Source organism: Ramlibacter sp. JJN2-2R, from assembly GCF_057747835.1.
In genome coordinates this window covers 2,972,234-2,984,220 of record NZ_CM173226.1, presented here as the reverse complement: position 1 = coordinate 2,984,220, position 11,987 = coordinate 2,972,234, and the positions used below count along the sequence as shown (strand labels likewise).

Annotated in this window: 10 protein-coding genes and 1 pseudogene; 4 read left to right on the top strand and 7 right to left on the bottom strand. The window is 71.4% G+C overall.

What is annotated here, in order from left to right; all coding sequences use genetic code 11:
- Positions 1-7: 7 nt before the first annotated feature.
- From AC3ANR_RS14490 to AC3ANR_RS14480, 3 genes and pseudogenes are all read right to left on the bottom strand, one after another.
- On the bottom strand, positions 8-301 hold the full coding sequence (locus AC3ANR_RS14490) for a GYD domain-containing protein (RefSeq protein ID WP_488288806.1): 294 nt from the start codon (positions 299-301) through the stop codon (positions 8-10).
- Positions 302-417: 116 nt separating this feature from the next.
- Positions 418-2,411: pseudogene (locus AC3ANR_RS14485) on the bottom strand (aconitase family protein).
- Positions 2,408-3,313 (bottom strand): LysR family transcriptional regulator, encoded by a 906-nt coding sequence (locus AC3ANR_RS14480; protein WP_488288805.1) that lies wholly within the window; start codon positions 3,311-3,313, stop codon positions 2,408-2,410. The pseudogene AC3ANR_RS14485 and the gene AC3ANR_RS14480 overlap by 4 nt, the downstream one beginning before the upstream one ends.
- An 83-nt stretch (positions 3,314-3,396) precedes the next feature.
- On the opposite strand from AC3ANR_RS14480, the gene AC3ANR_RS14475 reads away from it, so the two are divergent.
- From AC3ANR_RS14475 to AC3ANR_RS14465, 3 genes are read left to right on the top strand one after another with little or no spacing between them, the layout of a single operon-like run.
- Entirely contained in the window at positions 3,397-4,347 is a 951-nt protein-coding gene (locus AC3ANR_RS14475; RefSeq protein WP_488288804.1) for a hydroxymethylglutaryl-CoA lyase, read from the top strand.
- Complete coding sequence (locus AC3ANR_RS14470) at positions 4,344-5,546, top strand: CaiB/BaiF CoA transferase family protein (RefSeq protein ID WP_488288803.1); 1,203 nt, start codon at positions 4,344-4,346, stop codon at positions 5,544-5,546. Before AC3ANR_RS14475 ends, AC3ANR_RS14470 begins: the two co-directional genes overlap by 4 nt.
- A 47-nt stretch (positions 5,547-5,593) precedes the next feature.
- Positions 5,594-6,580 carry a Bug family tripartite tricarboxylate transporter substrate binding protein gene (locus AC3ANR_RS14465; protein WP_488288802.1) on the top strand — a complete coding sequence of 329 codons (987 nt, stop codon included), beginning with the start codon at positions 5,594-5,596 and terminating at the stop codon, positions 6,578-6,580.
- 4 nt (positions 6,581-6,584) lie between these two features.
- Here AC3ANR_RS14465 and AC3ANR_RS14460 read toward each other — a convergent pair whose 3' ends face one another.
- The 4 genes from AC3ANR_RS14460 to AC3ANR_RS14445 form a co-directional block, all read right to left on the bottom strand.
- Complete coding sequence (locus AC3ANR_RS14460; protein WP_488288801.1) at positions 6,585-7,568, bottom strand: Vgb family protein; 984 nt, start codon at positions 7,566-7,568, stop codon at positions 6,585-6,587.
- Between the two features lie 35 nt (positions 7,569-7,603).
- Positions 7,604-8,716: a 5-methyltetrahydropteroyltriglutamate--homocysteine S-methyltransferase gene (locus tag AC3ANR_RS14455; protein WP_488288800.1), complete on the bottom strand. Its 1,113-nt coding sequence runs from the start codon at positions 8,714-8,716 to the stop codon at positions 7,604-7,606.
- A 66-nt stretch (positions 8,717-8,782) separates the two neighbouring features.
- Complete coding sequence (locus tag AC3ANR_RS14450) at positions 8,783-9,739, bottom strand: PDR/VanB family oxidoreductase (RefSeq protein ID WP_488288799.1); 957 nt, start codon at positions 9,737-9,739, stop codon at positions 8,783-8,785.
- A 209-nt stretch (positions 9,740-9,948) separates the two neighbouring features.
- Positions 9,949-10,992: an aromatic ring-hydroxylating dioxygenase subunit alpha gene (locus tag AC3ANR_RS14445; protein ID WP_488288798.1), complete on the bottom strand. Its 1,044-nt coding sequence runs from the start codon at positions 10,990-10,992 to the stop codon at positions 9,949-9,951.
- 154 nt (positions 10,993-11,146) lie between these two features.
- Here AC3ANR_RS14445 and AC3ANR_RS14440 point away from each other — a divergent pair, with 154 nt between their 5' ends.
- Positions 11,147-11,911, top strand: a complete 765-nt coding sequence (locus AC3ANR_RS14440; RefSeq protein WP_488288797.1) for a GntR family transcriptional regulator — start codon at positions 11,147-11,149, stop codon at positions 11,909-11,911.
- The last annotated feature ends 76 nt before the right edge of the window (positions 11,912-11,987 follow it).

Sequence of the window (11,987 nt, the reverse complement as noted above, 5' to 3'; positions counted from 1 at the left end):
GCGCGGGTCAGGGCATCTTCTGGATGACCTTGCCCATCTCCTCGCGGTCCAGCGCGCGCAGCGACTGGAACCGCACGTTGCCCGCCGAGCTGATCGCCAGCGTGTAGGCCACCATCGAGGCCTCGTCCTGGGCCTCGCACACGATGACCAGGTCGTAGGCGCCCAGCGTCCAGTGGATGTCCTGCATCTTCACGCCGAAGCGCCCCGCCAGCTCGCGCGCCGCGTCCGCGCGCTTGACGGTGTCCTTCACGCTGCGCAGGCCCTGGTCGGTGAAGCTGGCCAGTCCGATGTATCTCACCATGGGAGTCTCCCGGGAGTTGAGGGAGCTTCCAAGCTAGGTCGCGAGGCGGCGGGCGAGTTGCGTGTGCGCAAGCGGCCCGCGGTTGCTCTGGCCCAGCCGGCGCCCGGCCGCGCCGCTCAGGCGCCGTGGCGCTGCCGCAGGGCGGCAAACGAGCACAGCTCACCGGCCAGCGCGCTGGCCATCACGGTCGGCGGGCTGGCCAGCCACACCTGGCCGGGCCCCGAGCGGCCGGGGAAGTTGCGGTTGATCGCGCTCACCGTCACCTGCCCCGCGCCGGTGGACGAACCCGGCCCGCAGTTGGCGCAGGCGCCGCACGAGGGCTGCAGGATGCGCGCGCCGGCCTCGGCGAACACCCGGTCGTAGCCGCGCGCGGTGCAGTAGTCGCGCACGGCGGTGGTGCCGTACTGCAGGTACAGCTGCACGTGGTCGGGCACCCGCAGCCCGTGGGCCAGGCCCCAGGCCAGCACGGCGTGGTAGTGGTCGAAGTCCTCGCGCTTGCCCGCCGTGCACGAGCCGCCGTAGGCGATGTCCACGCGCACCGGCGCGGCCAGCGCCTCGACGGCCAGGCCGTTGCCGGGATCGCCGGGCGCGGCCACCATCGGCGACAGCAGGCCGCAGTCCACGCGCAGCACGCCGGCGTAGGCCGCGCCCTCGTCGCTGCGCATCCAGGGCTCCAGCGCGACCTCGACGCCGCGCCGCTCGCGCAGGAAGCGCACGGTCTCGGCGTCGGGCTCGACGAGGCCGGTCAGGCCGCCCAGTTCGGCCGTCATGTTGGTGAGCGTCGCGCGCTCGTCGGTCGACAGGGCGGACACCACGGCGCCGCCGAACTCGAACACCTGGCCGACCGCGCCGCCGTCGCGGATCGCCGGCAGGGCCAGCAGGTGCAGCACCACGTCCTTGGCGGTCACGCCGGACCGCAGCGCGCCGTCGAGCTGCACGCGCAGCACCGGCGCCATGGTCATGCGCACGGCGCCGGTGGCGAAGGCGTTGGCCATGTCGGTCGTGCCGACCCCGAAGGCCAGGCAGCCGAGCGCGCCGCTGTGCGGCGTGTGCGAATCGGTGCCCACCACCACCTGGCCCGGCAGCGCGTAGCGCTCGGCCATCATGGCGTGCGAGATGCCCGCCACGTTGCTGCCGTCGTCGGCGGCCGCCTCGGCGTCAGTGAGCGTGCGGTGGCAGCGCAGGCGGTGCCGGGCGGCGAACTCGCGCTGCGCCTCGCACATGCGCCGCATGTTGGGCACCAGGCCCGCGGCGAGGTGCGCCGGGCTCTCGTCCATGTACGAGGTGTGGTCCTCGAAGACGACGATGCTGCGCGGCTCGTGCAGGGCGTGCTCGCGGCCGAGCGTCTCGTCCAGCATGTGCGCGGCCATGCCGGTGTAGTACTCGTGGATGAAGCGCCAGTCGGCGCGCAGGAAGCAGCCCTGGCCGACGGCGGGCTCGGCGGGCGTCACCGGCGTGGCGAGCAGGTGGCGCCGCACGATCTTCTCGTACAGCGTCATCGGTCGCGCCGCGGCGGCATCCGCGGACTCCACGGCGGCGGGACGCAGGTCGCGCAGGTGGCGCTGGCCGAAGCGCAGCAGCCCGCCGCTGCGCAGGATGGCCGCCGCCAGGGGCTCGCGGTCGCGCAGCAGGTCGTCGATGGCCACCGGCTCGCCGCGCGCGATGCGGTCGGGCAGGGCGGGGTCGGTCGAGGTGAACAGGCCGATGTTGTCGGCGTTCTGGCGGTACAGGCGCTCGAAGCTCTCGGCCACCACCAGCCGGATGCCGGCCAATCGCTCGGCCGCCGGGCTGTGTTCGCGCGACGAGCCCTTGCCGTACCGGCGCCCCGCCACCGTGACGGCGAACCGGCCGGCCGCGACCGCGCCGACGGCCACCGGCCGCTCGCCGCCGCACTGCAGCCCGGTGTACGGGAAGCGCGCGAGCTGGCTGTCGTAGTGCGCATGATGGCCACCGGCGTGATCTCGTCGGTGGACACGTCGTGGCGCAACGCTCCGGCGGCCTCGCGCGACAGCTGTTCCCCGCCGAGCTGGCGGCGGATGGCATGCGGGTCCTGGGCGAGGAACAGCAGCCGGGGCGAGGCCCCGAGGTCGAGGGTGGTGGGTTCGGTCATGCGGCGGGGGCTTGCGCCGCCAGGTACTCGACGAGCAGCCGGGCGGCGGGAGAGAGCTGGTGCAGGTCGCGGTAGCAGACGATGAAGCGGCGCTCGGCCCAGGGCTCGGCCAGCGTGACCAGCTTCACGCCGTACGCCGCCGCCTGCAGCTGCGCCACCTCGCGCGGCACCACGCTGATCGCCAGCCCCGCGCGCACGACGCGCAGGGCGGCCTCGAAGTTGGTGACGATCACCCGCTGGCGCAGCGTGCGGCCGAGGGAGGCGGCGTGGCGCTTGAGCATGACCTGCACCGCGCTGTTGACCGGCAGGCTGACGTGTTCGAAGTCCAGCGTGTCCTCGAAGCGCACCGACTTGCGCGACGCCAGCGCATGCCGGGCGGGCACGACCAGGCACAGGTGGTCGCTGCGGTACGGGTGCGCCTGCAGCGAGCCGAGCTCGGCCGCGTCCCAGCAGACGCCAAGCGAGGCGTGCCCTTCGCGCAGGCCGCGCACGATCTCCGGGCTCACGCGCTCCTCCATGTCGACCTGGATGTTGCGGTGCGCGGGCTGGTGCAGGAAGGCGGCGACGTCGTCGGCCAGCGACTCGGTCATGGCGGACACGGAGGCGAGGATGCGCACCTGCCCGCGCGCGCCGCCGGCGAAGCCCTGCATGTCGCTCTCGATGCGCGCGGCGCTGTCCAGCATGGCGCGGGCGTGCTCCAGCAGCGTCTGCCCGGCGGCGGTGGGCACCACGCCATGGCGCTTGCGCGCGAGCAGCGGGGTGCCCAGCTGGTCCTCCAGCTGCGCCAGCCGCTTGCTGATGGCCGAGCCCACGATGTTGGCCCGCTCGCCGGCGCGCGCGATGTTGCCCAGTTCGCAGACCAGCGCGAACAGTCGCAGCGTGGTGAGATCGAGGTCGCGCACGGGCGTTCAGAGATTCCGGATTGGAACGGGAGGCTTCTCAGATTGAGAAGTGTTGTCCGTTTGGAAATTCTAAACTTGCTGCCATGACTTTCACCGCTCCCAGCCTGCCCCGACGCGTCGTCGTTCGCGAGGTGGGCCTTCGCGACGGGCTGCAGATCATCGCCCGCACCGTCCCCACCGCCACCAAGCTGGAGTGGATCCGCGACGCCTACGCCGCCGGCCAGCGCGAGCTCGAGGTCGGCTCGTTCGTGCCGGCGCGCCTGATGCCGCAGCTGGCCGACACGGCGGAGGTGCTGGCGTTCGCCAAGACGCTGCCGGGCCTGGTCGCCTCGGTGCTGGTGCCCAACCTCAAGGGCGCCGAGCGCGCCATCGCCGAGGAGGCCGACGCCCTGCTGGTGCCGCTGTCGGCGAGCCACGCGCACAGCCTGGCGAACCTGCGCAAGACGCCCGACGAGGTGGTGGCCGAGATCGGCCGCATCCAGGCGGCACGCGAGGCGGCCGGCTCGCGCATCAAGCTGGAAGTGGGCATCAGCACGGCGCTGGGTTGCACCATCCAGGGCGAGGTGAAGGCGTCCGAGGTCGTGCGGCTGGTCAAGGCGTCGCTCGATGCGGGCGTGGACAGCATCAGCATCGCCGACACCGTCGGCTATGCGGACCCGCTGATGGTCAGCCGCCTGTTCGAGCAGGTGCTGAAGGTCGCCGGCGACCGCTTCCACACCGCGCACTTCCATGACACGCGCGGCCTGGGGCTGGCCAACTGCTACGCCGCGCTGCAGATGGGGATCACGCGCCTGGACGCCTGCCTCGGCGGCATCGGCGGCTGCCCGCACGCGCCCGGCGCCAGCGGCAACGTGGCCACCGAGGACCTGGTGTACCTGCTGGCCAGCATGGGCATCGAGAGCGGGCAGGACTTCGAGGCGCTGCTGGCGCTGCGTGCCAAGCTCGGGCGCTGGCTCGAGGGCGAGGCACTGCACGGCTCGCTCTGGCGCGCGGGCCTGCCGCGCACCATGCACCGCGAGGAGGTGCCGGCATGAGCCGCGACCACCAGGCGCCGCTGCCGCTGAAGGGACTGCGGGTGGTGGAGTTCACCCACATGGTGATGGGCCCGACCTGCGGCATGGTGCTGGCCGACATGGGCGCCGAGGTGATCAAGGTCGAGCCGATCGAGGGCGACCGCACGCGCCACCTGCTCGGGGCGGGCGCCGGCTTCTTCCCGATGTTCAACCGCAACAAGAAGAGCATCGCGCTGGACCTGCGCAGTCCCGAGGGCGTCCAGGTGGCCCGGCAGCTGTGCGCCAGCGCCGACGTGGTGGCCGAGAACTTCAAGCCCGGCACCATGGCCAAGTACGGCCTCGACTACGCCAGCCTGTCGAAGACGAACCCGCGCGTGATCTACGTCAGCCTCAAGGGCTTCCTGCCCGGACCGTACGAGCACCGCACGGCGCTGGACGAGGTGGTGCAGATGATGGGTGGCCTGGCCTACATGACCGGCCGCCCCGGCGACCCGCTGCGCGCGGGCACCAGCGTCAACGACATCATGGGCGGCCTGTTCGGCGCGCTGGGCGCGCTGGGCGCGCTGGTGCAGCGCGGCATCACGGGGCGCGGCATGGAGGTGCAGAGCGCGCTGTACGAGAACAACGTGTTCCTCGTGGGCCAGCACATGCTGCAGTACGCCATCACGGGCCAGCCCGCCGCCCCCATGCCCGACCGCATTTCGGCCTGGGCCGTCTACGACGTGTTCACCGTCAAGGACGGCGAGCAGATCTTCCTGGCGGCGGTGAGCGACGCGCAGTGGCGGACCTTCTGCCAGGCGCTGGGCTTCGAGGACCTGCTGGCCGATCCGGCCCATGCGACCAACAACGACCGCGTGCGCCAGCGCCCGCGGCTGATGCCGGTGCTGCGCGAGCGGCTGGCGCTGCGCACGGCCGACGAACTGGCGCGGATCTTCGAAGCGCACGGCCTGCCGTTCGCGCCGATCCGCAAGCCCGAGGAACTGCTGGACGACCCGCACCTGCTGGCCACCGGCGGCCTGGCCGACGTGCGCCTGACCGACGGCCCGAAGGCCGGGCAGACCGCCAAGACCACGCTGTTCCCGATCACCATGGACGGCGAGCGCCTGGGCGTGCGCATGCACCCGCCGCACATGGGCGAGCACACGGGCGAGCTGCTGCGCGAACTCGGTTACGCCGACAATGACATCGCCGCGCTCCGGCAGCGCAACGTGGTGGCCTGAGCCGCCGCCGCATTCCCCCCCAAGCACATTCATCCAAGGAAACAAGCATGACCTCTCGCCAAGACTTCTCGCGCCGCGCCGTGCTGGGCGCCGCCGGCGCCGGGGCGGCAGCCGCCCTGTGGCCATTCGCCGCCAGCGCGCAGTCCGGCACCGTGAAGTTCATCCTGCCCAACGCCACCGGCTCGGGCGTCGACGCCATCACGCGCGCCGCGCAGCCCGCGCTGTCCAAGGCACTGAACGCCTCGGTGGTGGTCGACAACCAGCCCGGCGCTGGCGGCGTCGTGGGCCTGCAGGCGCTCGCGCGCTCGGCGCCGGACGGCAACACGCTGTCGGTGGTGTCGAACAACGTGGTGATCTTCCCGAGCGTGCTCAAGTCGCTGCCGTTCGACATGCCCGGCGACTTCACGCCGATCGCGGTCGTCGGCGCCACGCCGATGGTGCTGGTGGCCAACCCGGCCAAGGTGCCCGCGAGCAGCAACAAGGACTTCGTCGCGCAGCTCAAGGCCAGGCCGGGCGCGTACAACTTCGGCTCTGGCGGCAACGGCACCATCCTGCACCTGGCCACCGAGCTGTATCTGGAGGCCGCGGGCGCGACCGCCAGGCACATCCCCTACAAGGGCGTCGGCCCCATGGTCACGGACCTGATCGGCGGCCAGATCGACTTCGCCGTGGCGGCGCTGCCCAGCGTGCAGGGCCAGATCAAGGCCGGCACGCTGCGGCCCATCGGCCTGCTGACGTCCCAGCGCACGCCGGCGGCACCCGACATCCCGACCATGGCGGAGCAGGGCCTGTCCAGCTTCGCCGTCGAGGCCTGGTTCGCCGTGATCGGGCCCAAGGGCATGAGCGCCGCCAGCGTGAAGAAGGTGCACGACGCGCTCGTGGCCGCCTTCGCCGACCCGGCGGTCAAGGAGGCCATGGCCAAGCAGGGCAACACCATCCACATCAGCACGCCCGAGCAGGCGCAGGCCGCGTTCCGCAGCGAGCTGGCCAAGTACGCGGCGCTGGTGAAGAAGGTGGGCCTGGAGCCGCAGTGAACGGCTACGCCGCCGCGGTGCGGATCACGGTGATGTGTTCGGTGCCGCTCTCCGGCACCCACACCTCGCCCTTGCGCCCGAGCAGCTGGCGCACGTTGGCGTTCGGGCGTTCCAGCACGTAGGGCTGGAACTTCTGCGTCTTCGGGTCGAACGACAGCACGGCGTTGCTGCCCCAGTCGCTCACCCAGACGATGTCGCGCTCGTCGACGTAGACCGCGTAGGCGTGCGGCGCGGCGCCGGGCAGCTTCCAGGTCCGCCAGGCCTGCGACTTCGGGTCGTGCATGGAGAGCTGGCCCGAGTTCCACTCGCTCACCCAGATGCGTCCCTGGCTGTCGCTCCACACGCGGCGCGCGCCCTGGTCGGGCGTCGGCGGCTCGACGATGCGCGACTCGCCGCTCTTGCGATCGACCTGCGCGATGAACGAGCCGGCGAGCGAGCACCACCAGACATCCCCCGACGGCGTGGCACAGATGCCGTACGGGCCGCGGCCGCGCGGCGCCTTGGCCAGCGTGACCTTGCCGGTCTTCACGGCCAGCTTGCCGACATAGCCGCTCTGGCCGGTGAACCACAGGTCGCCCGCGCCGTCGAAGGCGCAGGTGTTGAGGTTGGCGAAGGCGCCCGACGGCAGGGGATAGGTGCGCACGCCGCGGCCGGGCCAGGCCACGCGCACGATCGCGTTCTGGCCGCCGTCGGTGATCCACGCCGCCTTGTCCGGCCCCTGCACCACGCCGTGCGGCGCCGAACCGGGGCCCAGCGGGACCAGGTCGGTGCGGCCGTTGGCGGGGTTGAACCAGCCGAGGTGGCCGCTGCCCTGCGCGGTGAACCACACGCCGCCGTCGGGCGCCGGCGCCACGTCGTGGATGCCGGTGGGCTGCCGGGTGCCGAGCTGCCAGCTTTGCACCGGGGCCGCGCCGCGCGCCGGCAGCGCGGCGGCCAGGGGGAGGAGGGCACCTGCCTGGAGCAGGTCACGGCGGGTCGGCTGGGACATGCGCACCTCCTGGGCGGCGGAAGTTCAGCGGTGCGTCAATTCTCGCCCCAGACCTCGCGCGCCGTCTCGACCACCAGGCGCAATTTGTTGCGCTGGTCCTCGACGGCGATGTTGTTGCCGTGCACGGTGCTGGAGAAGCCGCACTGGGGCGACAGCGCCAGCTGATCCAGGGGCGCGTACTTGGCCGCCTCGTCGATGCGGCGCTTGAGCACGTCCTTGCTCTCGAGCTGGCCGAACTTGGTGGTCACCAGGCCCAGCACGACCGTCTTGCCCTTGGGCAGGTAGCGCAGCGGGCGGAAGTCGCCCGAGCGGTCGTCGTCGTACTCCATGAAGTACGCGTCGATGTCCATCTCCTTGAGCAGCGCCTCGGCCACCGGCTCGTAGTTGCCCTGGGCGGCGAAGGTGCTCTTGAAGTTGCCGCGGCACAGGTGCATGGCCAGCAGCATGCCCTGGGGCTTCTGCGCCACGACCTTGTTGATGAACTTGGCGTAGCGGTGCGGCAGCTCGTTCGGGTCGTCGCCGCGCTGGCGGGCCGCCTCGCGCATCTTCTCGTCGCACAGGTAGGCCAGGTTGGTGTCGTCCATCTGCACGTAGCGGCAGCCGGCCGCGTACAGCGAGCGCAGCTCGTCGCCATAGGCCTTGGCCACGTCGTCGTAGAACGCCGGGTCGAGCTCGGGATAGGCCTGCTTGCTGATCCCCGCGCGGCCGCCGCGGAAGTGCAGCATGGTGGGCGAGGGGATGGTCACCTTCGGCGTGCTGCCGGGGGCCAGCTGCGACTTCAGGTACTCGAAGTCGGCCTTCTGGATGTCCTTGGCGTGCCGGACCTTGTCGACCACGCGGATGACCGGCGGCGCCAGCTCCTCGGTGCCGTCGGGCTTCCTGATCGTGACCGGGATGTCGGTCTTGACGCCGCCGAGCTGCTCGAGGAAGTCGATGTGGAAATAGGTGCGGCGGAACTCGCCGTCGGTGATGCTCTTGAGGCCCACGTCCTCCTGGAACTTCACGATCTCGGCGATCGCCTGGTCCTCCACCTCGCGCAGCTGCGCCGGGGTGATCTCGCCCCGCGCCTTGCGCTCGCGGGCATCGAGCAGGAACTTGGGACGCAGGAAGCTGCCGACGTGGTCGTAGCGGGCGGGAAGTTTCATCATGGTCAGGGCTCCGGGGGGAAGTCTCGGATGGTAAGGAATGTCGGCGGCCGCGGCGAGCCCGGCGCGTCAGAGGTCGAGCACGAGCAGCGGGCTCCTGGCGCGCGAGCAGCAGGGCGTGAACTGGTCGTTGCGCGCCTTCTCCTCGTCGGTGAAGTACAGGTCGCGGTGGTCGCACTCGCCCTCGAGCACGCGCGTGATGCACGTGCCGCACACGCCCTGCTCGCAGGAGGTGAGGATCTCGATGCCGCGCGCGGCCAGGGCCTGCACGACCGTCTGGCCCGCGGCCACGGGCACGATCTCGCCGCTGCTGGCCACCTTCACCTCGAAGGCGCGGTCGCCCCCGGTGTCCTGCGGCGCGGCGCCGAAGTACTCGAGGTGCACCTGGTCGCTCGCGAACCCCGCGGCGCGCGCGCCCTCGACCACGAAGTCGATGAAGCCGGTCGGGCCGCACACGTACACGTGCGTGCCGGGGTCGGGGGCGCCGAGCGCCTCGCGCAATTGCAGCTTCTGCGCCGCGTCGCCGTCGTCGAAATGGAACTGCACGTGCCGCGCGAAGGAGGACTGCGCGATCTCCTGCCGGAACGCGGTGCGCGCGGGCGAGCGGGTGCAGTAGTGCAGCGTGAAATCCGCGCCGACCGCGGCCAGGCGCTGCGCCATCGACAGCAGCGGCGTGACGCCGATGCCGCCGGCCAGCAGCACGGTGCGCTGCGCGTGCACGAGCGGAAAGTGGTTGCGCGGCTCGCTGATGGTGAGCTGGTCGCCTTCGTGCACGGCGTCGTGCATGCCGGCCGAGCCGCCGCGGGTGGCGGGGTCGCGCAGCACCGCGATGCGGTAGCGGTGCTGCTCGCCCTCGGCGTTGCACAGCGAGTACTGCCGCACCGGGCCGCCGGGCACCTGCACGTCGATGTGCGAGCCGGCCGAGAACGCGGGCAGGTGGCCGCCATCGGCGCGGGCCAGCTCGAAGCTGGCGATGTCCTGGGCCTCCTGCGCCTTGCGCAGGACCTTCACGGTCAGTGTCGTCATGGGTGTCTCTTGCGAACGGTTGTCATGGCGGGGGCTTGTCTTGATGTGCCCGGGCTTGTCATGCCGGGCTTGACCCGGCATCCAGCGGCGGCGCTCGGTCGAAGCGGCGGGACTGGATGGCGGGTCGAGCCCGCCATGACAGAGGGGGATATCGGTCCGCCAACTGGAGAATCACGCCACCCGCTGGATGTCAGGCGCCAGCCGGGCCATCACGCCGCCAGCTTCGTCGGTTGCTCCTGCGCCACCAGCCGGTCGATGATGCGGCGTGCCTGCACGCCGCCCGCGTCGATGTTGAGCATCAGCAGCTTGCGGTCGGGCCAGGCCGACAGGTTGCGCTGCTGCTGCTCGAGCACGGCCGTGTCCTCGGCGAACACCTTGGCCTGGCCGTCGCGGATCTGCGCCGTCAGGTTGGTATCGCGGGGGTTGAAGTTGCGCGCCATGCCCCAGAAGTACCACATGGTCGTGTCGGTCTCGGGCGTGAGGAAGTCCACCACGATGCTGGAGACCTTGTCCTTGGGGTCGGCGTCGTAGCCGCCCTTGCCGGCGTGCGCGACGCCCACCTCGATCATCACGTGGCTGGGCGGGATGAAGTGGCACACCTGCCAGCGGTCCACCGGCACGTCGTCGGCCAGGTGGTTGCCGCGCAGGTTGGCGCGCCAGAACGGGGGCGGCATCACGTTGTTCATGAAGCGGCTCGTCACCACGCGATCGCCCACCGTCTTGGTCGTGACGGGCGACTCGTCGATCTCCTTCTGGCCGATGCTGGTGGTGTGCACGTAGGTCTCGTGCGTCAGGTCCATCAGGTTGTCGACCATGAGGCGGTAGTCGCACCGGATGTGGTACAGCCCGCCGCCGTAGGCCCAGTCCGGGCTCTCGGCCCATTCCAGGTGGTGGATCGCGGCCGGGTCGGCCTGGGCCGGGTCGCCCGGCCACACCCACACGAAGCCGTATTTCTCGACCACCGGAAAAGCGCGGATCCGGGGAAAGCCCTGCACGCGCTGGCCGGGCATCGAGACGGTCTTGCCGTCGCAGCCCATCACCAGCCCGTGGTAGCCGCACACCAGCTTGCCTTCGCAGACGCGGCCGAGCGACAGGGCGGCGCCGCGGTGCGGGCAGAAGTCCTCGACGGCGGCCACGCGGCCTTCCTCGGCCCGGTAGAAGGCGATCTTCTCGTTGCAGATGGTGCGGCCCAGGGGCTTGTCGTTGATCTCGTCGGGGGTGCAGGCGACGTACCAGGCGTTTTTCGGGAACATGGCGGGCAGGGGATTGGCGGGAACGAAGGAGGACGCAAAGAATACGCGATGTATACAAAGCGGGGCAACGGTCTGCGTCGATGTGGGCGAGAAGGCGCGGGTAAACCCCTAGAAACGCGCCGACTCGGCCATTGCTAGACTGACGGCTGTATACATGGTGGACGCTCCTTCCCTCCCTCTCGCCGAATCCGACGGCGGCGGCTCCCAGGCCGTCAAGGCGCAGCTGCGCCTGCGCGAGATGATCCTGGCCGGCGACCTGCCGGGCGGCACGCGCATCGCCGAGCTCGCGCTCGTCGACAAGCTGGGCGTCTCGCGCACGCCGATCCGCGCCGCGCTGATGCGGCTGGAGCAGGAGGGCCTGCTCGAGACGCTGCCCGGCGGCGGCTATGCGGTGCGCACGTTCAGCGAGCGCGACGTCGCCGATGCGATCGAGCTGCGCGGCACGCTCGAAGGGCTGCTGGCGCGGCTGGCCGCCGAACGCGGCGTCGCCCCGGTGGTGCTGGGCGAGGCGCGCGAGTGCCTGGCCGGCATCGACGAGGTGCTGGCCGGCCCCACGCTGGACGACGAAGCCTTCCTGCGCTACGTGCGCCTGAACGAGCGCTTCCATGCGCTGCTGGCCGAGATGGCGGGCAGCGCGGTGCTCTCGCGCGAACTCGAGCGCGTGGTGAGCCTGCCGTTCGCCTCGCCGTCGGGCTTCGTCGTCGTGCAGGCCAACTCGGCCCGTGCGCGCGACATGCTCATCGTGGCGCAGGACCAGCACCGTCAGGTGCTCGAGGCGATCGAGCAGCGCGAGGGCGGCCGCGCCGAGGCCATCATGCGCGAGCACTCGCGCCTGGCGCAGCGCAACCTGCGCGAGGCGGTACGCACCCCGCACCTCGACCGCATGCCCGGCGTGCGACTGATCCGCAAGCGCGGCTAGCAACGCGCCGCGATAGCGGCCGGGCGGCTATGCCCAAACTGGATAGCTGATAGACCGGGGCCCGGCTTGGCCTGCG